Below are 23,994 nucleotides of genomic sequence, written 5' to 3'. Positions count from 1 at the left end.
NGCAGGCCGAGATAGGCCGCCATCTGGTAGACCTGCGACTTGTAGAGGTGGGCGATCGGCTTCAGGTCGGCCAGACCGTCGCCGCCGCGCACGAAGAATCCCAGCTCATACTCCAGCCGGTTGGGCGTGCCGAGCACGGCGTAGTTCAGGCGGTCGGCATGGGTGTATTCGACCGTCTTGCGGATGCGCTGCTTCAGATTGGTGGCGGCGACGACGTCGAGATAGACGTCCACAGGCATGCGGCTGGTCTGGCGCTCCCCCTCCGGCGATTCGACGGTCAGGGTGAAGTAGTTGACACGGTCGGCATCCAGCAGGTTGCCGGCCAGCCCGATCTTCTGCTTCCAGCCTGGACCGAACTCCGGGAACAGCCGACGGATGGCGTTGTCGCGCCGTTCGTAGCAGCCCAACGCCTCCAGCGCGCCGGTGATGTTCTCCATCACCGGGGTCACGCCGAGATGCTCGCAGAGCAGGGTGCCGAGGCGGGTGCTCTTCGGCGAGTTCTCCTTCTCCGGCATCAGGATGCACAGCACGCGCTCCGGCCCCAGGGCGCGGACGGCCAGCGTGGCGCAGACCGAGCTGTCGATTCCTCCGGACACGCCGAGCACGATGCCTTGGCGGCGCAGATCATGGGCGACGATGCGTTGAATGGCGTCTTCGATCTCGCGCGCCGCGGCCGCGCAATCCAGATCGAGGGCCTTGGAGTCGAACTGAGCGAGGGGCGAGGACAGGGCGTTCAGCATGGTCACGGTTCCCGATGGGGGTTGATGCATCGTCGGTCGCAAAAGGTCGCGGCGGTCAGGCCGCGGTGGGTTGCGGCGTGGCGGTCCGGGCGTCGGCATCCCGATCTTTCAATGCCCGGTCCTCCAGCACATGGATTTCGGCACGGTCCAGGGCGTCGCGCTGCTCGCGGACGCGCTGGGGAAGCTCGTCGTGGACGTAATGAGCCAACAGCTGCAGGGTCAGCGTGCCGACGAGGGCCATCTCCTCCCGCTCGCCGGCCATGCGGCCGTTCTGGCGGTGGGCCTTGTCGGCCAGCTAATCGCTCGATCGGCTTGATCTCACCGGGCGCCATGCACAGCGGTAAGCCGCTTCATGGACAATCTGAAGATACATCCCGTCACTTGAAACTCGATTTTATCGCGATCAGCGAAAAGGCCGCCTCCCTTGTGGGAAAGCGGCCTTTTCGCGTTTTGTGCTTGGCGTCTTCTACTCGCCCAAGCCTTTGAAGCCCATGTCGCTGTCGGCGACGGTGACGAACCAGTTCTTGGGATCGCCCGTCGGCCCGGCAAGCTCCGGTTGGTCGAGCGCCGGCCGCACCATCATGCGGGTCGGCGTGCGCAGGCCGTTCTTCAGGCACAGGAAGCCCATCATCGACAGCGGCCGCGCCGCCTGGGCGTTCAACGTCCGGCACATCAGCGCGACCATCCCCTGCCGGCGCGCCAACTCGGTCATCAGCGAGAAGGCGGCCACCAGCCAGCCCGGCCGGGCCAGATAGTCGCAGATCACCCCGACCGGCTCGCCCTTCCAGTGGTCGACCCGCAGCACGACATAGGCCAGCACGGTCTCGCCGCGCATGACATAGAAGCGGCGGAAGCGGGCGGCCTGCGGCGTGCTGTCGAAACGCCAATTCAGGAAGGCCCAGTCGCGCCGTGCGATCACCGGATGCTGCGGCGAGGCGGCCTCCCACAGATCGTCGACCCGGTAGTCGAAGCGGTCGATCTCGACCAGCCTTGCCCCGAGCAGCTTGGCAGACAGCCCGTAGCCCATCGAGGCAGTGGCCAGCGCCGGCTTGCCGATCCGGGCGACCAGCTTGGCCAATCCGCCGCCATAGGGGCTGACGCGCAGGCAGCGCAGCGGATCGATCACCCGCAGATAGGTCGGCACATTGCCGAGATCGAGCCAGCCGCCCCGCTTGTAGGACTTGTAGGCGGCTTCCGTCATCGACAGCGACACGGACAGATCGCCGGCACCGGAATGGGTTTCCGACAGGGCCGGCCCGACGCCCCTCAGGCGCCATTCCGGGGCGACCATCAGGTCGATTGCCCAGGACGCCCGGCGGTTGCGCTCACCCACCTTCAGCGTGAAGGGAATGCCGCCCTGCTGGCCCACCACCGCACCGTTGCGCTTGCACAGCCAGAGCTGCGGCCCCTCATGCTCCCGTTCCGGCGGTTCCTCGAACAGCCAGTGGAAATGGTCGGGACACAGCTGGATCGCTTCGGCACCGAAATACGCGCGCTGGAATGCCTCCAGGGCGGCGCGATCACCCGGTTCATACCGGGCGACGCCACGTTGCTTCCAATCTATGACGCTCATGCCTCTTCCCCGACGGACACCGGTTGCACCAGATGGGCATCGCGCAGGATGCGGGCGGAGGTGCGTCGCTTGGCGGTGATGTCCTTGTAGACGCGGTGGACCTGCTGCAGGCTCAGGTTCAGCGCCTCGGCGGCCTCCTCCTCGCCGACCCCCCGGCCATAGGCGCAGAGCGCGAGATCCAGCGTGTCGTAGGGCAGGGCGTAGTAGAACTCCTCCTGCGATTGCGGCAGGGTGTAGGTGTCGGTGCTGGGCGACTGAGCCTGGATTTCCGCCGGCAGGCCGAGATAGGCCGCCATCTGGTAGACCTGCGACTTGTAGAGGTGGGCGATCGGCTTCAGGTCGGCCAGACCGTCGCCGCCGCGCACGAAGAATCCCAGCTCATACTCCAGCCGGTTGGGCGTGCCGAGCACGGCGTAGTTCAGGCGGTCGGCATGGGTGTATTCGACCGTCTTGCGGATGCGCTGCTTCAGATTGGTGGCGGCGACGACGTCGAGATAGACGTCCACAGGCATGCGGCTGGTCTGGCGCTCCCCCTCCGGCGATTCGACGGTCAGGGTGAAGTAGTTGACACGGTCGGCATCCAGCAGGTTGCCGGCCAGCCCGATCTTCTGCTTCCAGCCTGGACCGAACTCCGGGAACAGCCGACGGATGGCGTTGTCGCGCCGTTCGTAGCAGCCCAACGCCTCCAGCGCGCCGGTGATGTTCTCCATCACCGGGGTCACGCCGAGATGCTCGCAGAGCAGGGTGCCGAGGCGGGTGCTCTTCGGCGAGTTCTCCTTCTCCGGCATCAGGATGCACAGCACGCGCTCCGGCCCCAGGGCGCGGACGGCCAGCGTGGCGCAGACCGAGCTGTCGATTCCTCCGGACACGCCGAGCACGATGCCTTGGCGGCGCAGATCATGGGCGACGATGCGTTGAATGGCGTCTTCGATCTCGCGCGCCGCGGCCGCGCAATCCAGATCGAGGGCCTTGGAGTCGAACTGAGCGAGGGGCGAGGACAGGGCGTTCAGCATGGTCACGGTTCCCGATGGGGGTTGATGCATCGTCGGTCGCAAAAGGTCGCGGCGGTCAGGCCGCGGTGGGTTGCGGCGTGGCGGTCCGGGCGTCGGCATCCCGATCTTTCAATGCCCGGTCCTCCAGCACATGGATTTCGGCACGGTCCAGGGCGTCGCGCTGCTCGCGGACGCGCTGGGGAAGCTCGTCGTGGACGTAATGAGCCAACAGCTGCAGGGTCAGCGTGCCGACGAGGGCCATCTCCTCCCGCTCGCCGGCCATGCGGCCGTTCTGGCGGTGGGCCTTGTCGGCCAGCTAATCGCTCGATCGGCTTGATCTCACCGGGCGCCATGCACAGCGGTAAGCCGCTTCATGGACAATCTGAAGATACATCCCGTCACTTGAAACTCGATTTTATCGCGATCAGCGAAAAGGCCGCCTCCCTTGTGGGAAAGCGGCCTTTTCGCGTTTTGTGCTTGGCGTCTTCTACTCGCCCAAGCCTTTGAAGCCCATGTCGCTGTCGGCGACGGTGACGAACCAGTTCTTGGGATCGCCCGTCGGCCCGGCAAGCTCCGGTTGGTCGAGCGCCGGCCGCACCATCATGCGGGTCGGCGTGCGCAGGCCGTTCTTCAGGCACAGGAAGCCCATCATCGACAGCGGCCGCGCCGCCTGGGCGTTCAACGTCCGGCACATCAGCGCGACCATCCCCTGCCGGCGCGCCAACTCGGTCATCAGCGAGAAGGCGGCCACCAGCCAGCCCGGCCGGGCCAGATAGTCGCAGATCACCCCGACCGGCTCGCCCTTCCAGTGGTCGACCCGCAGCACGACATAGGCCAGCACGGTCTCGCCGCGCATGACATAGAAGCGGCGGAAGCGGGCGGCCTGCGGCGTGCTGTCGAAACGCCAATTCAGGAAGGCCCAGTCGCGCCGTGCGATCACCGGATGCTGCGGCGAGGCGGCCTCCCACAGATCGTCGACCCGGTAGTCGAAGCGGTCGATCTCGACCAGCCTTGCCCCGAGCAGCTTGGCAGACAGCCCGTAGCCCATCGAGGCAGTGGCCAGCGCCGGCTTGCCGATCCGGGCGACCAGCTTGGCCAATCCGCCGCCATAGGGGCTGACGCGCAGGCAGCGCAGCGGATCGATCACCCGCAGATAGGTCGGCACATTGCCGAGATCGAGCCAGCCGCCCCGCTTGTAGGACTTGTAGGCGGCTTCCGTCATCGACAGCGACACGGACAGATCGCCGGCACCGGAATGGGTTTCCGACAGGGCCGGCCCGACGCCCCTCAGGCGCCATTCCGGGGCGACCATCAGGTCGATTGCCCAGGACGCCCGGCGGTTGCGCTCACCCACCTTCAGCGTGAAGGGAATGCCGCCCTGCTGGCCCACCACCGCACCGTTGCGCTTGCACAGCCAGAGCTGCGGCCCCTCATGCTCCCGTTCCGGCGGTTCCTCGAACAGCCAGTGGAAATGGTCGGGACACAGCTGGATCGCTTCGGCACCGAAATACGCGCGCTGGAATGCCTCCAGGGCGGCGCGATCACCCGGTTCATACCGGGCGACGCCACGTTGCTTCCAATCTATGACGCTCATGCCTCTTCCCCGACGGACACCGGTTGCACCAGATGGGCATCGCGCAGGATGCGGGCGGAGGTGCGTCGCTTGGCGGTGATGTCCTTGTAGACGCGGTGGACCTGCTGCAGGCTCAGGTTCAGCGCCTCGGCGGCCTCCTCCTCGCCGACCCCCCGGCCATAGGCGCAGAGCGCGAGATCCAGCGTGTCGTAGGGCAGGGCGTAGTAGAACTCCTCCTGCGATTGCGGCAGGGTGTAGGTGTCGGTGCTGGGCGACTGAGCCTGGATTTCCGCCGGCAGGCCGAGATAGGCCGCCATCTGGTAGACCTGCGACTTGTAGAGGTGGGCGATCGGCTTCAGGTCGGCCAGACCGTCGCCGCCGCGCACGAAGAATCCCAGCTCATACTCCAGCCGGTTGGGCGTGCCGAGCACGGCGTAGTTCAGGCGGTCGGCATGGGTGTATTCGACCGTCTTGCGGATGCGCTGCTTCAGATTGGTGGCGGCGACGACGTCGAGATAGACGTCCACAGGCATGCGGCTGGTCTGGCGCTCCCCCTCCGGCGATTCGACGGTCAGGGTGAAGTAGTTGACACGGTCGGCATCCAGCAGGTTGCCGGCCAGCCCGATCTTCTGCTTCCAGCCTGGACCGAACTCCGGGAACAGCCGACGGATGGCGTTGTCGCGCCGTTCGTAGCAGCCCAACGCCTCCAGCGCGCCGGTGATGTTCTCCATCACCGGGGTCACGCCGAGATGCTCGCAGAGCAGGGTGCCGAGGCGGGTGCTCTTCGGCGAGTTCTCCTTCTCCGGCATCAGGATGCACAGCACGCGCTCCGGCCCCAGGGCGCGGACGGCCAGCGTGGCGCAGACCGAGCTGTCGATTCCTCCGGACACGCCGAGCACGATGCCTTGGCGGCGCAGATCATGGGCGACGATGCGTTGAATGGCGTCTTCGATCTCGCGCGCCGCGGCCGCGCAATCCAGATCGAGGGCCTTGGAGTCGAACTGAGCGAGGGGCGAGGACAGGGCGTTCAGCATGGTCACGGTTCCCGATGGGGGTTGATGCATCGTCGGTCGCAAAAGGTCGCGGCGGTCAGGCCGCGGTGGGTTGCGGCGTGGCGGTCCGGGCGTCGGCATCCCGATCTTTCAATGCCCGGTCCTCCAGCACATGGATTTCGGCACGGTCCAGGGCGTCGCGCTGCTCGCGGACGCGCTGGGGAAGCTCGTCGTGGACGTAATGAGCCAACAGCTGCAGGGTCAGCGTGCCGACGAGGGCCATCTCCTCCCGCTCGCCGGCCATGCGGCCGTTCTGGCGGTGGGCCTTGTCGGCCAGGGCCGAGACGGCGTCGGCGTCGGTCAGGCCGTAGCGGGCGAGCGCCTCCGGCGACAGCAGGTCGCGCACATAGTCCGGGGCGCCATCGCCGAACAGGGCGGTGGTCATCGGCGCGCGGTAGGGGCGCTTCGGCCGCTGGAAGATCTCGGCCGGCAGGTGGCGGGCGGCCAGCCGGCGCAGGGCCAGCTTGTCGCGCAGCCCCAGCATCTTCACCCGGTCCGGCAATGCTGCGCAGAGGTCGTCCACCGCCGGGTCGAGGAAGGGATAGCGGACCTCGATGCTGTTGGCCATGGCGACGCGGTCGCCCTGCGCCGACAGCAGGTAGGGGCTCATGAAGGTGGCGATTTCCGCCCACTGGCTGCGGGCGAGCGGCGACCAGCGCGACCAGCCGTCCGGCAGATGGGCCGCCACATGCGCCTCGAAGGCGGCATCGTCGGCGGCGGCCTGGACATCGGCGGACAGCAGGCGCTGCGACCAGGCGGTGTTCCGCCAGCGCGTGCGGTGGGCGTAGAAGGTCTCCTCCGTATCCATCATCCCGCGCTTGAAGAAGGCCTGCCAAAGCGGGCTGTCCTTCTGGCCGTTGACGGCGGCGAAGGGATGGACGCGGCCGAGCAGCTTCGGCCGCGCCTTGCTGTCGGGCTGGCGCGCCCAGAAGCGGCGGACCTTGTCCTCCTTGAAGATGTCGTAGCCGGCCAGCCACTCGTCGGCGCCCTCGCCCGACAGCACCACACGGATGCCGCTCTCGCGCACCAGACGCGACAGCAGGAACAGTGGAGCGGGTGCGGTGCGGATCAGCGGCGTCTCGCCATGGCGGATGACGTCGGGCAATGCCGCCTGGATATCCTGCGGGCTGCAGAGGATGTCGTGATGCTCGGTCCCGACATGGCCGGCAACCAGCCGCTGCTGCGGCGTCTCATCGAAACCGGCGTCGGTGAAGCGGATGCCGAAGCTGTGCATGTGGGTGGTGTCTAGCTTGCGGGCCAGCGCGGCGATCACCGAGCTGTCCAGCCCGCCGCTGATATAGACGCCGACCGGTACATCGGCGCGCAGCCGCAGGCGGATGGCGTCGAGCAGCGTCTCCTCCAGCCGGTCGGCCGCCTCGTCCAGCGACAGGCGGGCGAGCGAGGGATCGGTGGCGAAATCGGGCTGCCAGTAGCGGTCGACATGCAGGGCCAGCGTGGAGTCGACACGGATGGCGGTGGCCGCCGGCACGCTTTCCACGCCTGCGAACACGCTGCCGTGCGGCGCGGTGCTCCAGTGGGTGAAGACCTGGGCGAGGCGGGCCGGTTCGAAGGCGGGCGTCACCCGGCCGCCGCCGAACAGGGCCTTGGCCTCCGACGCGAAGACCAGATGGTCGCCGCGCCGCGCATAGAACAGCGGCAGGATGCCGAGCCGGTCGCGGACCAGCCACAGCTCGCGCCGCTCGGTGTCCCACAGGCAGATCGCGAACTGGCCGTTCAGCTTGGCCCAGGTGGCGGGGCCGTATTCCTCGAAGGCGTGGACGATCACCTCGGTGTCGGTTCGGGTGTAGAAGCGGTGGCCGCGCGCCTCCAGATCCCGCCGCAACTCGACATGGTTGAAGATCTCGCCGTTGAAGCTGATCCAGAGGGTGCTGTCCTCGTTGCGGATCGGCTGGAAGCCGCCGGCCAACCCGACGATGCTGAGCCGCGCATGGGCAAGACCGATCCGGCCGTCACGATAGAAGCCGTAGCCGTCCGGACCGCGGTGGCCCAGCATGGCGATCATGCGCTTCAGCTCGTCCAGACCGGGCGGTTCGGCATGCAATCCTGCGAGAACTCCGGCGACACCACACATGAGCGTGCTCTCTGTCCTGGGGTGGGTGTTGGTGGTGGTGTTCTGTATCGGAGGCGTTTTGCCCCCTCCCTAACCCTCCCCCGCTACGCGGGAGAGGGGACAGATGCTGCCGTCGGACGCTCGCATTTCCCCCACCAGTTCCGCCCGCCGGATCTTGCCGGAGTCGGTCTTGGGCAGGCTGTCGCGGAACTCGATGAATTTCGGCACGAGGTGGCTTTCCAGCCGGCCGCGGCAGTGCTGGCGGATCGCTGCTTCCGACAGGGCCGCACCGTCACGCGGGACGAGGAAGGCCTTGACCGCCAAGCCGTCCGCCTCGTCGGGGACGCCGATCACGCAGGCCTCCAGAACGCCGTCCAGCTCGTACAGCGCGTTTTCGACCTCCTTGGGGCTGACCTTCTCGCCGCGGCACTTGAAGACGTCATCCTTGCGGCTGACGAAGTAGAGGTGCCCCTCGGCGTCCTGGGTGAAGAGATCGCCGGTGAACAGCAGGGTCTCGCCCTGCGGACCCCGGCGCAGGCGACGGGCGGTCTCCTCCGGCCGGTTCCAGTAGCCGCGCATCACGTTGGCGCCGCGCACCACCAGCTCGCCCACCTGGCCGGGAGGAAGACGGTTGCCCTCCTCGTCGGCGACGAAGGCTTCGCAGTTGGGGATGGCGCGGCCGACGGAGGCCGGCTTGGCGTCCAGTTCGGCGGGGCTGAGCGTGCTGATGCGGGTGCAGCACTCGGTCATGCCGTACATGGAATGGAAGTGGGCTTGCGGAAAGCGTTCGCGCAGCCGGCGGAGATGGGCGGCCGGCAGCGGGGCGGCGGCGTTGGTCAGATAGCGCAGGCTGTCGAGATCGGCGGTCTTCGCCGCGTCAAGCCCCAGCAGGGTGGAGAAGACCGTCGGCACGCCGGGCAGGCCGGTGACGCGGTGCTGGACCATGCGCTTGAGCGTTTCCATCGGGAAGGCGAAGGACCGCTCCAGAACCACGGTGAAGCCGACACGGGCGCCGGTCATCACCTGGGACAGGCCATAGCCGAAGGTCAGCGGCAGGACGCACATCACCACGTCGTCCGGCGTGTTCTCCAGATAGGTGGAGATCGCCCAGCTGGTGTTGACGTAATTGGCGTGGGTCAGCATCACGCCCTTCGGCCGTCCGGTGGTGCCGGAGGTGTACATGATCGCCGCCAGATCCTGGTCGATCAGTCCGGGATCGGTCGGCTGGCGGCGTTGGCCCGCCACCGCATCGGCGTAGAGAAGGCCCGCCGCGCCGGCCGGAAGACCGGCGCCGACCCACAGGACGGCGGGCGGGGTTTCCACCGCCTCCAGCGCCGGCAGGACCTGCCGGGCCAGCGCCGCCGGGGCGATCAGGACCCGGACGCCGGCATCGGCCAGCAGGTAGGTCAGTTTGTCGGACTTGATGGACGGATTGACGGGGACGAAGACGCCGCCGGCCTTGAGGGTGGCGAACAGGCCGGCGACATACTCGATGGAGTTCTCCAGCATCACCGCGACGCGGTCGCCGCGGCCGATCCCCGCCGACTGGAGCGCGCAGGCGACGGCGTCGCTTTCACGATCCAGTTCGGCGAAGCTGCGGCGGGCATCCCCGGCGATCAGCGCGGTGCGGTCGGGAACGCGCCGGGCCGTTTCGGCGAGGAACTGCTGAACCAGATGGGCCATGGGAGGATGTCCTTCTTGCCTTTGCCCGTCTTGTCGGCCGAGCCCGCCCTGACCAAGTCCGCTTTGGCCGCAGGCTCCGCAGCTTCCGCGGGGTCAGGCGGCGTTGCGGAGTTCCTGCTTGCGGCCGACGAAGGCGGCGATGCGGTCCACCGATTCCAGGTTGTCGGCGATCATGTCGTCGTCATCGACAGCGATGCCGAAGCGCTCCTCCAGGAAGGCGACGACGTGCATGATTCCGGTGCTGTCGATGATCCCCGACTCCAGCAGGGATTCGCTGTTGTCGAAGCCGGAGTCCTTGCCAAGCAGGAAGTTCTCCACGATGAACGCGCGGATTTCCGGCAGGGCGGGAGCGGTCAGGGTCGTGTCGGTCAGGGTGGCGGTCCGCATGTCTCTGAAAACTCCTGCTGGGTTCGGTCGACTTGGGTTGCGTCGCAAAAGGGGCTGTCGATAGAGGGTTCGGTCGGAGCGGGGCGCTGCTGCGTCGTCGGGACTGTCCGGGGGCGGGTTGCGGCTGACCCCCTTGCCTGCTGTCCGTCCGACGTTCCGGCCTTCGATTTCGCATCGGCGTGATATGCAATTTTATTGTGATCATCGCGCTGCTTTGCGAGGGATCAAAGGATAGGAGTGCCTTGAAGTCTGTGGTTAGCCACTCTGTTGTCCGGTTATAGGGCCAGTTGACGGTGCCCTGACCTTTGGCATGAGACAGTAATTGGCGGTCATATGCCTGCGGACTTTGGTTTCGTCATCGTACCCGACCATCCGGACATGACCTCTCCGGCCTCGGCGGCGCCGCTGCCGCCCTTGCGCTTGCGCAGCCAGGCCGGGATGCCGGTCAGTTGCACGCTGAGCCATTCCACCGTCGCATCGTCGGAGACGGGGAAGGCCTTCAGCCGCAGGGGATCGGTGGAGGCGTCGTTCCAGCCGGGATCGATGGTGCGCGCGGTGCGGTAGCCGGCACGGCGGATCTCCTCGACCTCGCGGTCGCTGAAATCGCCGTTGGGGAAGGCGAAATGCCGGCAGGGCCGGCCCAGCGCCTCTTCCAGCTCGGTGCGGCACAGCGCGATCTCGTCGGCACAGCGGCCGTCGTCGCATTGCAGGAGGATGGGGTGGGTTCGGGTATGGGCGCCGTAATCGGCAACGTCGGTCATCCGCGCGATCTCGTCCCAGGTCATCGCCTGGCGGTCGGCGCCGTCACGGTCGGGATCGTTGCCGGCCTCCGCCAGCAGGCGGCGGCGTTCGGGATCGGGAACCCGCTTCAGCCGCTCCACCCCGATGCCGTCGGCGGCGGGGGTCTTCCACCAGTAGGGGCGGGCGGTGCCGACGATCCGGCTGCAGAGATAGATCGTCGGGCGCAGGTCGAACTCGCGGAATAGCGGCGCCAGTTCGGTGTTGTTCCGATGACCGTCGTCGAAGGTGATCACCAGCGGATAGGCGGGCAGCTTGTCCCAGCGGCCGGTTTCCCTTGCGGTCGCCACCGCGTCCAGCGTGGTGAAGCCGTAATGCTTCGAATACCAGCGCAGATGCTCGCGCAGCACCTCCGGGGTGGGGTCGTGGTAGACGACGATGGTGACGCCGTGGCGCGCCTTCAGGAACCGCTGCATCGCACCGAATCCCGACCAGCGCACCAGATTGGCGATGGCGCTTTTCATGGTGCATCCCCTCCTTCTTGTCGATGCTTCCGGCCCGGCCGGGCCAGAAGCAGGTCCGGCTCCGTGGCGTCAACCCGTCGTGCTCTTGGAATGGCTCGTCGGCCCGGAGGCCGGCACCGGCCCGGCCGGAACGGCGGGCGCCGCGCTCACGCCACCGCGCGAGTTGCGGCGGTAGATCTCCAGCAGCCGCTCGCGGAACACCGCGACGTCGAACTGGCGCTCCCACCGGGCGCGGGCGCCGGCGCCGAGATTGCGGCGCAGGGTGCGGTCGTCGATCACCCGCGCCAGCGTGCCGGCCAGCGCCGCGACGTCGCCCGGCGGCACCAGCAGCCCGGTCTCGCCGTCGGCGATGGCGTCGGGAACGCTGCCGACCGGGGTGGCGACGATGGTCAGCCCTTCCGCCATCGCCTCCAGCACCGACATCGGCAGACCTTCGAACATCGAGGGCTGGACCAGCACATGGGCGCTGGCCAGCTCGCGCCGGCAGCCGGTCTGATCCAGCCATCCGGTGAAGGTCACGCGGTCGGCGATGCCCAGCTCCGTCGCGAGGCTGCGGTAGGTCTCAAGGTCTCCGTCGCCGGCGATCGTGACCTGCCAATTGCGGTCGCGGCAGGTGGGGGAGGCCAGCGCGTTCAGCAGGACGTCGATGCCCTTCAGCTTGATCAGCCGGCCGAGGAACAGCAGGCGTACCGGACCGGCGAACCCGTCCTCCGCATCGTCGCGGACGGGGGGCTTCGCCGGGCCGGGCACGGCGTTGTGCAGCAGGGTGGTGCGCTGGCGCGCTTCCGGCCCGAAGGCCTCGGCGACCCAGTCGCGCCAGTACTCGCCCAGCACGACGATCTCGCTGGTCATCGCCATCATGCGGCGGATCGCCCAGCGCATGACCGGGCTCGAATCCTTGAAGTGCTTCGGGAAACGCCCGCCATGCAGGTGCAGGACCACCGGCACGCCGAAGGTGCGGGCCATGGCGATCAGGATGCCCTTGCGCAGGACGCTGCCATATTCCGCCATATGGATGTGGACGAGGTCGGCTTTTCCGGCGACGAAGCAGCCGGCGAGGCGGGCGGTCGCCCGTGCGAAGTAGAGGGGCATCAGGTGGAATCTGCCCGGACCATAGCTGTCGACCACCTCGAACCTCACATCCGGGCAATTCTGCCGCAGATCGGTCGTGAAGTTGTCGACCACACGGCCCATTCCGCCTTTCTCCTGGGTGCCGCCGGGGGAGACGATGTAGATCATGTCCACTCCTGATCCTTTCCCGGCCCGCCTTTCCTCTGTCGCGTCCCGGCCTTCTGCCGTGTGACGCCCGTCCTTCGACGGCTGTGGCGGGCTTGTTTTGTTATCGGCCTCTATCCCTTTTGCCTGTCGGTCAGGCGCCGGGGGACTGCAAGCTGTGGTGCGGCCGATCGGCTGCCGCCGGTTGGAACGGTCCGCGGCCGGTGGCCGGGCGACGTGCAGGTGCAAGTTTACGCGATGCCGCACCCGCACGCTGTGGAGCGACCGAACGGGTTGGCCTGCCGGTATGGTTACCCAACCTGTGCATGTGCAATCTCCATTCCGGTTATACGCTTCCTGATTGTTTCCTATCCCGATCACCGAACTGGCGCCGGGTTACCGTCACCTGCGTTTGGAGGCCGCGGCGGCCGATCCGGCCAGCTTGCCCAGTTCCCCCGACAGCTCGGTTCCGCTGCGGTCGAGCTCCTGGTAGATGGCCAGCAGCGACTTGGCGTAGGCGTCGATCACGAACTGCTTCAGGAACAGCCGGCGTCCCTGCTCGGCCAGGCGGCTGTAGAGCGCCGAGTCGCTTCCGACCTCCGCGATCGCGCCGGCGAGGGCGGCGGCGTCGTTGACCGGGATGATCCGCGCGGTCTTGCCGTCGGTCAGCACCTCCGGGATCGAGCCGACCGGGGTGGTGATCACCGGCAGCCGTGCCGACAGCGCCTCCAGGATCACCATCGGCAGGCCTTCATGGGTCGAGGGCAGCAACAGCATGTCGTGGGTGCGGATATGGGCGTGCGCCTCCTCCCGGCCGATCCAGCCGAGGAAGCTGCACTCCTCCGCCACCCCCAGCTCCGCGGCCATGGCGCGGTAGCCGTCCACGTCGCCGCCGCCGCCGATGGTGACCCGGAAGGGCTGGCCGCGCTCCTTCAGCAGGGCGCAGGCGCGCAGCAGGGTGCCGATGCCCTTGCGTTCCGACAGGTTGGCCAGCACCAGCAGGGAGAGGACGGCCCCCGGTTCGGGTGGCTGACGGGTGCTGAGATCGGCGCCGACATCGGGAACGGCGTTGTAGAGCACCCTGATCTTGCGGGGGTCGGTGCGGACCGACTGGATCAGATAGTCGCGCCAGTTGTCGCCCAGAACGACGACCCGGCCGCAGCGGTTGAACAGCCAGCGGCTGATCGCGCGGGCGAAGGGGCCGCCTTCGAAATATTCGACGAAGGATGCGCCATGCAGATGGACGACGGTGGGGCAGGACAGCAGCCCGGCCACCGCCTGTACCGCCGCCTTGCGCAGGAAGCTGGCGCGCTCCGACACGTTGATGTGCACGACCGATGCCCGGCGGCGGACCAGGATCCAGGTCATCCGCGCCAGGGTCAGGCCGAGGTGGAAGGGTGACAGCAGAACGCTCCCGGTGCCGCGGGTGTCGAGGATGATCGAGCGGGTCGTCCCCGTCCTGTCGAACTGGTCGACCACATAGCCCGTCATGCGGCCGATGCCGCCGCCGCCGTCGAGCGCACCCGGCGTCGCGAAGACGACCACGGTGCGCTTTGCCGTTTCCGGCTGGCGGCTGGGGCCACGGCTGTCGTTGATGCTGTCCATGGGCGTCAGGGTCCTTTTTTCCGGCTCAGGCGGCGTCGGACGCGGAGAACAGGGCTTGGCGCAGCCGGCGGCGCAGTCCGACGGGCATCAGCGAGTGCATGGTGAAGGTGGCGAGCGCCATCGGCGTCGGCTGGCCGTCGCGCAAGGCTGAATTGAGGATTCGCCAGCGGGTGCCGGCGGTGCGGGCCGCCTGCTCGCCGCCGGTGGCCTGGAGGAGGAGGCTGGCATAGGCGCGCGGGGAGAGGTGGTTGCGCATCTCCTCCGCCCATTCCAGCGAGTGGCTGATGTTGTGGCAGGTCGACAGCGTGACCCGGTTGTTCTCCTCGGTGTAATGGACGGCCATCACGTCGGGGATGTGGATCAGCGCCACGCCGTCGATCCGGCCGCAGGTGATCAGCCATTCCCAATCGTCGAAGCGCGATTTGGGAATGGGGTTGCGCAGCAGCAGCGCCTTGGGCGTCAACAGGGTCGTGGTGGGGGCGAAGGTCTCGCCCTTGAACAGGCCGCGGCGGACGAACAGGTAGTCGCCGATGGCATCGGCCGGCGTGGACAGCCGGCGCGGCCAGGCGAAGGTGCCGCGGGCGGTCACCACCTGGCAGCGGCAGCTGATGATGGGGAAGCGGATGTCGGCAGGGCGTGCCGCCATCTGCAGCTCCACCTTTTCCGGCATCCAATGGTCGTCGTCGTCGAGGAAGGCGATCCAGTCGCCACGGGCGGCGCGCACGCCGATGTTGCGGGCCTCCGCGGCACCATGGTTCGTCTCAAGCTCCATCACCGTCAGCCGCGGATCGGCCAGCGTCGCCAGATGGGAGGCGGTGGCGGGATCCGGCCCGTCGATCACCACGATCACGTCGAGGTCGCGGTAGGTCTGGTCCAGCGCGCTGCGCACCGCCCGCATCACCATGTCCGGGCGGTTGCGCGTCGGGATGACGACGGTGACCCGCTGGTTGGGCGCTGCCTGCTCGCCGGCCTTCTGCTTGCCGGCCGCCGGACGGTTGATGCTTGCCGGCTCGTTCTTCTGGCTCATGGGTCTGCCTTCGGTCGAAGCAAAATGGGGAAGGTCGCTGGTGACTTGGGTCCTGTGCAGGCCGGATGTCTGTGGGCCGGATGCGGCGCCTAGAGCCCGCGTCCCTGGCCGGCGTAGGCAGGCCCCATGCCCGAGGGGTTCATCCCGGCCGGGGTGTGTCGGCGCAGACGGGCCTGCTCCGCGGCGCGGTCGTTCAGCAGCCGCTGCCAACGGCTCTGCTGAACCAGACGGACCACGGCGATGGTGGCGATCACCCAGTTCATCGAGTGGCGCTCGGCGAACACGCTCTCCGACACCGACACCGCCAGCAGGGCGCAGCCGACGGCGAAGGTCCAGGCTGCCTCGGGCCGGCTGTTGCCGTAGCGGGCGGCGAAGAAGCCCTGGAACAGCAGGCGGCACAGCAGCGCCAGCACCAGCGCCACGCCGACCAGCCCGAGGTCGAGCGTCAACTCAAGCCAGCCGCTGTGGGCCGACGTGATGCCCCAGTCGCGGGTGAAGCTGGAACCGGGGCCGTTGAAGCCGAACCAGTAGGCGGCATAGCCGTAGCCCTGCAGCGGACGCTCGCCGACCGAATGGACGATGTGCTCCCACAGGACGGTGCGTCCTGTCAGGGTGGGATCGCGGCCCAGCGCATAGAGCACGTCGTACCAGAAGGTGGCGCCCGCCGTGACCATGATGACCAGCAGGGCCAGCAGCAGCGCCATGGTGGGGGCGAAGTTGCGGATGCTGCCGCGCAGCATGGTGGTGGACAGCAGCGCCACCGACACCAGGATGGAGGTGATCAGGCCGGTGCCCGACCGGCTCATGACGATCAGCAGCATGGCGAGGATCATCAGCGGCCGGGTGACCCAGCGGCTCTGCTCCTTCTGCCAGTCCAGCCAGACCAGGGCCAGGATCAGCCAGACCATCATGCGGCCGGTCACGTTCTTCTGGAAGAACACGCCCTTCCAGGCGCCGACATGCTGGGCGCTGTCCAGCCCGATCTCCGGCATCGCGAAGATCATGAAGAAGGAGGCGAACATCAGCGCAGACAACCCGACCACGAGCAGCCGCATGATCTCCGGAAAGCGGAAGCGCAGGCCGAGCCAGATGCCGAACACCGTGGTGAACAGGAAGGCGATCGACCGGCGCAGCGTCACGTCCGGGAACAGCGACCACAGGGCGGTCAGGAAGGCGAAGGCGATCATTGCCGTAAGTGCCGGGCTGGCGAAGGGAATCTGGAAGGCGATGCCCGGCCTCAGCGCGATGGCGGCGAGCAGCAGGACATAGATGCCGCCGTAAAAGACGGTGACGCCGGCCGATTCCAGGTCGCCGGCCAGCGGATCGCCGCCGGTCAGCATCAGCGGAAGCACCGAGCCCCCGAAGGCCATGATGCCGATGACGGCGATGCTCTTTTCCAGAAAATCGAAGATTTTCATCGGCTTTCCCTTGGGCTGCCGTACCGGGTTCGGCTTTGCAGCACTGAAGATGCGGTTGCCATCCCCCATCTCGTAGCCGGGCGGTGGCATTAGACCGAAGGAGGCCGCGCCCGAAGGGGGTAGCCGGATTCGCGTTTCCCGCTCCCTTTACCGCCCGAAAAAGGGAATGGAGCCTAAGCATTTTCCGGAACGGCGGAGGCTTGGAAAAAAGACCCCCGCGCGGGCGGCGCGGGGGTCCGGCTGGCATTCGGTCCGGGACGATGGCGGCGTTACGAACCGTCGCCCTTCAGCACCATCACCGCTGTCTTGCAGAGGATGAAGAAGTCGAACAGCAGGCCGCAGTTGCGGACATAGAAGACATCCATCGACACGCGTTCCTGGAAGGTGGTGCGGTGACGGCCGGACACCTGCCAGTAGCCGGTCAGGCCCGGACGGACGGAGCCGATCACCGCGGCGGAGTCACCCACCTCCGGCAGCTCCTTCGGCATGTAGGCGCGCGGACCGATCAGGCTCATGTCGCCCATCAGGATGTTCCACAGCTGCGGCAGCTCGTCGAGCGAGGTCCGGCGCAGGAAGCGGCCGAGCGGGGTGATGCGCGGATCGACCGTCAGCTTGTGGTAGGTCATGTATTCTTCGCGGGCGACCGGGTCGTTCTCCAGCAGCTGCTGCAGCTGTTCCTCGGCATCGACATGCATGGAGCGGAACTTCAGCAGGTCGAAGGTCTGCTTGCCGCCGGCCCAGCGCTTCTGGCGGAACATCACCGGGCCGGGGCTGTCCAGCTTGATGGCGACGGCGAGGCCCAGCATCAGCGGCGCCACCAGGACCAGCAGGATCGCCGACAGCACGATGTCCATGGCCCGGCGGATGCGCAGGTAGCCGGTCGGCGGGCGCACGCTGACGCGCAGGGCCAACGAACCGTGCAGATTGTGATAGGTCGCATCGACGGCGCTGACATTGCCTTCGCCCAGCACGCAATAGACCTGACGGAAGGGCAGGGTGCGCACCAGGCCGGTCAGGTCGCCGCCGTGGCGTCCCATGTCGGCGACGATGGCGGCGCTGGCCTGTCCGGCGACGGCGGGCGATTTGGCAAGCAGTTCGACCGGCCCCATCACCGGCAGCCCGGCGACGCGGGTCTGCCACAGGCTGTCGTCGTCGTCGACGAAGCCGACCGGACGCATGCCGAGCCAGGGCAGGCGCTGCAGCTTCTCGGCGATGGCGGCACCCTGCGGGCCGGCGCCGACGATCATCACCGGCGTGCGCCAGTCCAGCGCGCTGGACAGCAGCCCCTGGATCAGCAGCAGGTCCGCCACATAGGTGACGGCGAAGCCGAGCAGGGCGATCGACAGCGCCTCCACGAAGAAGGAGCGGAAGCCCTCCATCACGATGAAGGGAACGGCGAGCACGGCGCAGCACAGGAAGGCCGCCTGGAAGGTCCGTCTCGTCCGTTCCATGTAGTCGAAGCGTCCGAGGGTGTAGATGCCGAACACCGACTTCACCAGCGGCACCAGCATCAGGCCGGTGACGAGCGACCGCTGCCAGGCGGCGGCCTCCACCGGGTCGATCAGCGGATCGGTGCCGAGGAAATGGTTGAGCGTCCAACCCACCAGGGCGAGAACGAGGCCATCGGAGAGTGCCAGCAACAGCCCGGGGGCGATCGTCGGTAACGCCGCCTTCTTTGCCGAGGTCAGATCGATGACCGCTTCTGGGTCCAGTTTGCTCATCGCAGGTCCCGTGGTTGAAGGGAATGCCAGCCACCGCACGGCCATTCGTGCGGGTGGTCGCTCGTCATCAGCGTCTCTTGGGAAACGGCCCGTCTTTACTTTGCTGCGCCGCGAATTCCGCAGTGGCGCATTTGTGTAAAGATCGCTCTTTCATGATTTTTGTCAGCCGATCCGCGGTTCGTTGAGGACGAATTAGGATGAGGAGGCGCAAGCAGCAACAGTGCATACGGACGTTGATTTCGCGTCCGCGATACCACCGGAGTTTCAAAGGGTGCGCACACCCGAATATTATTGGAGATACTTTTGGATGCTTAGCCGGGCGGGGATAGCGTTTCGGGGTAAGGGTAAGGTGGTGCCGCACCTCTGCCGGCACCGGACTCCACCGCGAATTATGGGTACGGGTGGCCGGCGGCCTCCCTCGACCGGTCGGATCGGCGGGGCGCGGAAGGGGGGGATCGCCAAACTTGCGGGGAGAGCTGTCCGCAAGGCTTTCCCGATTGAGGGTTGCCGGCAATTCCGAGCGGAGGCGTGTCGCGAACGCACCCTTGCCAGTTGCGTGGCGTAGGAGGCAGCGTTCCGTTCTGCCGGAAAGCCTAATCTGAAGGTCCGCTTCCTCCGGCGGGTCCGCTGACCGAAGCCGTGGTGACTAGCACCGAAGAGTGCCGCCGTCGCTTCAAGGCCGAATTGACGCTTTCCGGACCGCCGCCGAGATTTGGCGCGGTCCTTTCCCGCGCTCCAGTCCCGTTGTGCGCCAGCGTGATGCACCGGACGCCGTGCTCCCATCCCGAGCGGGACCGGGGCAAGCGTGGCCGGGAAGGGACGGTGGGTAACAGGGGGCGAAGGAAACCGGATGGCTCTCGAAGCTGGCACCATCATCAAGCATGGCTGGATGTTCATGGTGGCGAATGTGGTCAACCGCGCCGCGGGACTGCTTCTGCTGCCGCTCTATGCCAAGGTCCTGTCACCGGCGGAGTTCGGCGTCTATGCCCTGATCGGCGTCGTGGGCGACATCGTCGCCGTGATGCTGATGATCGGAATGATCAACGCCTTCACCGTCGTCTATTTCGAACATCCGGACGAGCGCGGCCGGTCCCGCGTGGTCAGCACGACGATGATCGGGCTGTGGGCCGCTTCGCTGGCGCTGCTGACGGTGGCGCTGCCGGCGGGCTGGGGCGCCAGCGAGCTGCTGTTCGGCAGCCGGGACCAGGGTCCGATCATCGCCTTCGCCTTCGCCGGCATCGCCTTCAGCGCGGTGTTCGAACTGGCTCTGGCCTATTACCGGGTCCACAAGCGGTCGGGCACCTGCCTGCTGATCTCCGTCGGCAAGGCGGTCGGTCTGATCGGCCTCAACCTCAGCTTCCTGCTCTGGATGAACCTGGGCGTCACCGGCATCTTCCTCGCCAACGCCATCACCTTCGTCGGGCTGGGCGTCGGGTTGACGGTGGCGATCCTGGCGGTGAACGGCCTCGGCTTCTCCTTCGGGCTGCTGAAGCGGGTGACGGTGCTGGGCCTGCCCTTCATGCCGCAGACGATGCTGGACATGGGCAACCAGTTCGCCATGCGCTATCTGGTCAACCTGCTGATGGGCGTGGCGGCGGTCGGCGTGCTGTCCTTCGGGCTGCGGCTCGCCACCATGCTCTACATGTTCCTGACCGCCTCCTTCCTGCAGATCTGGTCGGTCAGCCGGATCGAGGCGCAGGAGAACACCGCCGGCCGGGAACAGTCGGAATTCGTCTTCCACCTGTTCGTCGTCCTCCTGTCGGCGGCGGCGCTGGGCATGGCGCTGACCGCGCCGGAGGTGCTGTGGCTGATCGCGTCCAGCGAATACGATACGGTGCTGCCCTGCATGCCGCTGCTGGTGCTGGCCTATGTGGTGCACGGCGTGCGCATGCATGCCGAGGTCGGGCTGGTGAAGACCAAGAAGGTCGGCGTGCTGCCGGCGATCTCGCTGGGCGGGCTGGCGGTCGGCGTGCTGATCATGGCGATCACCCTGGGGCCGCTCGGCCTGATGGGCGGGGCCATCGGCGTGCTGGGGCGCGAACTGGTGATGCTGGGCGCCACCGAGGCACTATGCCGCCGCCTTGCCCCGAAGGAGCCGCCGCTGAGCCTGGTCCGTGTCCTGGGCATCCTGGCGCCCGGCGCCGTCGCCTATCTGTCCGGGCTGGCCCTGTTCGGGTTCGAGGTGAATCCGACCTACACCGCCGCCAAGGTCGGACTGACCATGCTGTTCGCCGTCGTCGCCCTGTTCGGGCCGAGCTTCGGCAAGGCCGACCGCGCGATGCTGTTCCGCATGGCCGGCCGGTTTCTTCGCCGTCCGCAGACGGCGTGACAATGCTTGAACACCGGGAGGAAGATACCGCGATGCAGGACGCTCCCCGCTACACCTATCGGCAGACCGTCGTGGCGGATGCCGTCCGCTACGGCGGCGGCTCCGGCCTCGGGGCGGTGCTGAAGCTGCTGGCCGGCAACCGCATGTTCCGGGTGACCTTCACCCTGCGCAGCTGCCAGGCGGCGAACCGGATGGCCGGGCCGCTGCGCAAGCCGCTGCTGGCCGCCTGCCGGCTGCTGCACCGCTGGACCCAGCATTCCGCCGCCATGGACCTGCCGTGGGAGACCGAGGTCGGGCCCGGCCTGCGCATCCTGCACGGCTGGGGGCTGGTGGTGAACGCCAACGCCCGCATCGGTTCCAATGTCACCCTGTTCCACGGCGTCACGCTTGGCCAGAAGGACGATCTGCTCCCCGGCGGGCGGGTGACCCATTATCCGGCGTTGGGCGACGGCGTCTGGGTCGGGCCGCATGCGGTGGTGATCGGCGTGCCCATCGGCGACGAATGCATCGTCGCCGCCTCCTCCGTCGTCACCAAGCCGATGCCGCGGCGCACCGTCGTCGCCGGCAATCCGGGCAAGGCGGTGGCCGAGGTCACCATCCCCGACATCCCGCATCCGGCGCCGGTCGGCCCCCGGTCGGTTGTGGCAGCGACGGCAGCCGCCTCGCCGGTTCCTGGTTGAGATTACGGACCGGCGAAGGGGCCGGCAGCGTGGCTGCCGGCCCCTTCCCGTGACGTTCCGGATCGGATGGACGAACCCTCAGGCGGCCTGGGCCAGCGGGTCGTGCCACTCCATGCCGTTGTAGCCGGTGTCGTAGGCGGCGTGCGACAGGTCGGCGGCCGAGCCGTCGAAGCTGGCGACCGGTGCCGTCGGCAGGTCGGCGGCGGCGGTCAGCGAATGGGCCAGCAGGTCGGCCGAGCCCAGCGAGGCGGCGGCAGCCTTGGCGGCAGCCTCGACGATCGTGCCGGTGCCGGTGGCGTCGGCGATGGTCGCGGCGGTCGCGTTGGAGATCTTCAGACCGAAGGTCTCGTTGCCCTCCGTCACGCTGTCGCTCAGCACCTTGACCGTGACGGTCTTGGTGGTCTCGCCGGCGGCGAAGGTCAGCTTGCCGCTGGTGGCGGTGTAGTCCGAACCGGCCTTGGCCGTTCCGTCGACCGTGGCATAGTCCACCGTGACCGGGGTGCCGGAGGGCGCCGACAGCTTCACCGTGAAGGTGGCGTTGGCGGTGTTCGGGGTGCTGGAGCCGCCGGGGGTGTCGAAGATGGCGCCTTCCATGGCCGGCTTGATCAGGTTGATCTTCGACTGGTTGATGGTCTTGTAGTCGTCCATCAGGATGCCGCCCACGTCACCGGATTCCGGCGTCCAGGCCCAGAAGGTCCAGCTCATGCCCTTGTCGCCGGCGGCGATGTCGCTCTTGCCGTCCAGGTTCCAGTCGCCGTTCAGATACTTGGCCATGGTCTTGGCCCAGGTCTGCTCCGCCGAGCTGTTGAACAGGCCACCCCATTCGCCGAGCAGGATCGGCGCGGTGTCGTTCTTGTACAGGTAGCCCCACATCTTGTCGTACTGGGCCGGCAGATTGTTCGGATAGGCCGGGTCGTTCAGCCAGCTGAAGTTGCCGACGCTGTGGCCGTAGGCATGCGGGGAATAGACCAGCTTGTTCGGCACGTCGAACTCGATGGGGCGAGACTGCGCACCGGCCAGCGTGCTGCTCCACTCCGTGCCTTCGACGAACAGCAGCCAATCCTTGTTGACGGACTGGATGGCGTTGCCGATGCGCTCGGCGGCCGAGGCCCAGTCGGTGGCGGCGCTGCCGCCCCAGGTGGCCGTGACGCTCGGCTCGTTGTGCAGGTCGGCGCCGATGACGGTCTCGTTGCCGGCATAATGCTTGGCCAGCATCTTCCAGTTCTCGATCACCGTCGATTCCGGGAAGCGGTTGCTGTACCACAGTCCGTGTTCGTTGGTGCCGGCGCCGCCGTCGTTGCGGTGGTGGTCGAGGATCACCTTCATGCCGAGCTTGCCGGCATGCTCGATGACCTTGTCATAGACCTGCAGACGGGTCAGGCCGACCAGATCCGGGTTCTTCGAATAGTCGATGCCGTTGGTCACCGCCGTGCTGGTGAACATCTCGTCCGACATGGTCAGGCGGATGGTGTTGAAGCCGACCGACTTCATCTTCTCCAGATGGCCCTGGTAGCTGTCGGCCCACAGGCCGGCGGGCACATAGTTGTAGCCCTCGCCGCCGAACCAGTTGATGCCGGTGAGGCGAACCGCGTTGCCGGCCTCGTCGACGATCTGGTTGCCCTTGGTGCTCAGGAAGCCCTGGATTCCGCCGGAGGAGGTGCTGCCGGTCGGCTCGGCCACCGACACGTCGTTGACCGACAGGCTCGGCTGCGGCGGGTTGGACGGCGTGGTGGCGCCGGCGAACCAGGACTTGTCGGCCTTCACCTCCATGGTGCTGTTCCACCACATCGCCTTCTGGCCGGCGATGACGTCCTTGCCGTCCAGGGCCCCCTTGTCGATCGACACGATGCTGTCGGTCGGGGCGACGGCGTGGCCGCCGATGGTGATCTTGTTGACGTACAGGTTGCGGTCGGCGCCGTTGACCACGCCGTCGTTGTCGTACTGGATCTGGATCTTGTGGGCCATGTCGGCGCTGACGTTGGCGTTGAAGGTGAAGTCCTTCGCCGCGGTGCCGGCGGTGGCTTCGCCGATCACCTTGCCGTCGACCAGCACCTTGAAGTGGGCGTTCACGCCGCCGGCCGCATTGCCGTAGGCGTTCACGACGATCGGCGTGCCGCCGGTGGCCGGGGGGGTGGGGGTGGTCGGGGTCCCGGCGGCGCCGGCGAACACGTCCTTGGACATGTTGAAGTCGAGCGAGCCGCTCCAGGACAGAATTTCGCGGCCGGACAGGGTGCCCTGACCCTCAGCGGCGTAGGAAACCGCCGAGCTGGTGGAAGAGATGGTCTTGCCGTTGACCTCGATCGACTTGACGATCAGATCGCGGTACATGCCGGTCTTGTCGGTCGACAGCCAGTCGTTGTCATACACGACCTGAACCTTGTGCGCGACATCGGGCGCCAGCTTGGTGGTGAAGCTGTACCGACCTGCGCTGGTGGAATTGACCGTCGCCTGGCCGACGGAAACGCCGTCGACGAGGAACTTGAAGTGCGGCCAGACTCCTCCGGCAGCCACACCCGAGGCATTGACGACGAAGGTCATTTCGACGGGGCTCGTTGCCATTGGAAGTATCCTCTTTTCCGTGTTTTCGCTGGAGCCCAGACTGTCCGGAAAAGGTTAACGAGGTATTTCAAATTTTAGGGAAATGCGGCTCTAATGCCACTGTCTCC

The 23,994-nt window shown here is 67.3% G+C and carries 19 protein-coding genes; 2 read left to right on the top strand and 17 right to left on the bottom strand.

What is annotated here, in order from left to right; translation table 11 throughout:
* Window position 1 precedes the first annotated feature (1 nt).
* The 16 genes from nadE (A6A40_RS20560) to A6A40_RS20485 form a co-directional block, all read right to left on the bottom strand.
* Window positions 2-740, bottom strand: a 739-nt coding sequence (gene nadE / locus A6A40_RS20560) for an NAD(+) synthase (protein WP_146191609.1), incomplete at its 3' end; no start/stop codon positions are given.
* 55 nt (window positions 741-795) lie between these two features.
* Window positions 796-1,002, bottom strand: a complete 207-nt coding sequence (locus A6A40_RS20555; protein ID WP_236783918.1) for a hypothetical protein — start codon at window positions 1,000-1,002, stop codon at window positions 796-798.
* A gap of 204 nt (window positions 1,003-1,206) precedes the next feature.
* Entirely contained in the window at window positions 1,207-2,313 is a 1,107-nt protein-coding gene (locus A6A40_RS20550; protein ID WP_108547733.1) for a GNAT family N-acetyltransferase, read from the bottom strand.
* Window positions 2,310-3,326 (bottom strand): NAD(+) synthase, encoded by a 1,017-nt coding sequence (gene nadE, locus A6A40_RS20545; protein WP_108547732.1) that lies wholly within the window; start codon window positions 3,324-3,326, stop codon window positions 2,310-2,312. The genes A6A40_RS20550 and nadE (A6A40_RS20545) overlap by 4 nt, the downstream gene beginning before the upstream one ends.
* Before the next feature lie 55 nt (window positions 3,327-3,381).
* On the bottom strand, window positions 3,382-3,588 hold the full coding sequence (locus tag A6A40_RS20540) for a hypothetical protein (protein WP_236783918.1): 207 nt from the start codon (window positions 3,586-3,588) through the stop codon (window positions 3,382-3,384).
* A gap of 204 nt (window positions 3,589-3,792) precedes the next feature.
* A complete protein-coding gene (locus A6A40_RS20535) occupies window positions 3,793-4,899 on the bottom strand; it encodes a GNAT family N-acetyltransferase (RefSeq protein WP_108547733.1) in 1,107 nt (368 codons plus the stop codon).
* On the bottom strand, window positions 4,896-5,912 hold the full coding sequence (nadE, locus tag A6A40_RS20530; RefSeq protein WP_108547732.1) for an NAD(+) synthase: 1,017 nt from the start codon (window positions 5,910-5,912) through the stop codon (window positions 4,896-4,898). The genes A6A40_RS20535 and nadE (A6A40_RS20530) overlap by 4 nt, the downstream gene beginning before the upstream one ends.
* 55 nt (window positions 5,913-5,967) lie before the next feature.
* Window positions 5,968-8,022: an asparagine synthase (glutamine-hydrolyzing) gene (asnB, locus tag A6A40_RS20525; RefSeq protein ID WP_108547731.1), complete on the bottom strand. Its 2,055-nt coding sequence runs from the start codon at window positions 8,020-8,022 to the stop codon at window positions 5,968-5,970.
* 69 nt (window positions 8,023-8,091) lie between these two features.
* Window positions 8,092-9,684, bottom strand: coding sequence for a class I adenylate-forming enzyme family protein (locus A6A40_RS20520; RefSeq protein WP_108547730.1), 1,593 nt, complete (start codon window positions 9,682-9,684; stop codon window positions 8,092-8,094).
* Window positions 9,685-9,777: 93 nt separating this feature from the next.
* Entirely contained in the window at window positions 9,778-10,071 is a 294-nt protein-coding gene (locus A6A40_RS20515) for an acyl carrier protein (RefSeq protein ID WP_014188245.1), read from the bottom strand.
* Between the two features lie 329 nt (window positions 10,072-10,400).
* Entirely contained in the window at window positions 10,401-11,333 is a 933-nt protein-coding gene (locus A6A40_RS20510; RefSeq protein WP_108547729.1) for a polysaccharide deacetylase family protein, read from the bottom strand.
* A gap of 69 nt (window positions 11,334-11,402) precedes the next feature.
* On the bottom strand, window positions 11,403-12,572 hold the full coding sequence (locus A6A40_RS20505) for a glycosyltransferase family 4 protein (RefSeq protein ID WP_199275904.1): 1,170 nt from the start codon (window positions 12,570-12,572) through the stop codon (window positions 11,403-11,405).
* A gap of 378 nt (window positions 12,573-12,950) precedes the next feature.
* Complete coding sequence (locus A6A40_RS20500) at window positions 12,951-14,153, bottom strand: glycosyltransferase family 4 protein (RefSeq protein WP_108547728.1); 1,203 nt, start codon at window positions 14,151-14,153, stop codon at window positions 12,951-12,953.
* A gap of 25 nt (window positions 14,154-14,178) precedes the next feature.
* A complete protein-coding gene (locus A6A40_RS20495; protein ID WP_108547727.1) occupies window positions 14,179-15,180 on the bottom strand; it encodes a glycosyltransferase family 2 protein in 1,002 nt (333 codons plus the stop codon).
* A gap of 89 nt (window positions 15,181-15,269) precedes the next feature.
* The gene (locus A6A40_RS20490; protein ID WP_108547726.1) at window positions 15,270-16,598 is read right to left on the bottom strand and encodes an O-antigen ligase family protein; all 1,329 of its coding nucleotides are present in this window, start codon (window positions 16,596-16,598) and stop codon (window positions 15,270-15,272) included.
* A gap of 269 nt (window positions 16,599-16,867) precedes the next feature.
* A complete protein-coding gene (locus A6A40_RS20485; protein WP_108547725.1) occupies window positions 16,868-18,319 on the bottom strand; it encodes an exopolysaccharide biosynthesis polyprenyl glycosylphosphotransferase in 1,452 nt (483 codons plus the stop codon).
* Window positions 18,320-19,169: 850 nt separating this feature from the next.
* On the opposite strand from A6A40_RS20485, the gene A6A40_RS20480 reads away from it, so the two are divergent.
* Window positions 19,170-20,648 carry a lipopolysaccharide biosynthesis protein gene (locus A6A40_RS20480; RefSeq protein ID WP_108547724.1) on the top strand — a complete coding sequence of 493 codons (1,479 nt, stop codon included), beginning with the start codon at window positions 19,170-19,172 and terminating at the stop codon, window positions 20,646-20,648.
* 32 nt (window positions 20,649-20,680) lie between these two features.
* The gene (locus tag A6A40_RS20475) at window positions 20,681-21,328 is read left to right on the top strand and encodes a serine acetyltransferase (RefSeq protein WP_108547723.1); all 648 of its coding nucleotides are present in this window, start codon (window positions 20,681-20,683) and stop codon (window positions 21,326-21,328) included.
* 78 nt (window positions 21,329-21,406) lie between these two features.
* Here A6A40_RS20475 and A6A40_RS20470 read toward each other — a convergent pair whose 3' ends face one another.
* Window positions 21,407-23,887: a cellulase family glycosylhydrolase gene (locus A6A40_RS20470; protein ID WP_108547722.1), complete on the bottom strand. Its 2,481-nt coding sequence runs from the start codon at window positions 23,885-23,887 to the stop codon at window positions 21,407-21,409.
* Window positions 23,888-23,994 lie beyond the last annotated feature (107 nt).

Origin of the sequence: Azospirillum humicireducens, from assembly GCF_001639105.2 — a bacterium.
GTDB lineage: Bacteria > Pseudomonadota > Alphaproteobacteria > Azospirillales > Azospirillaceae > Azospirillum > Azospirillum humicireducens.
This window is presented reverse-complemented; position numbering and strand designations above follow the sequence as displayed.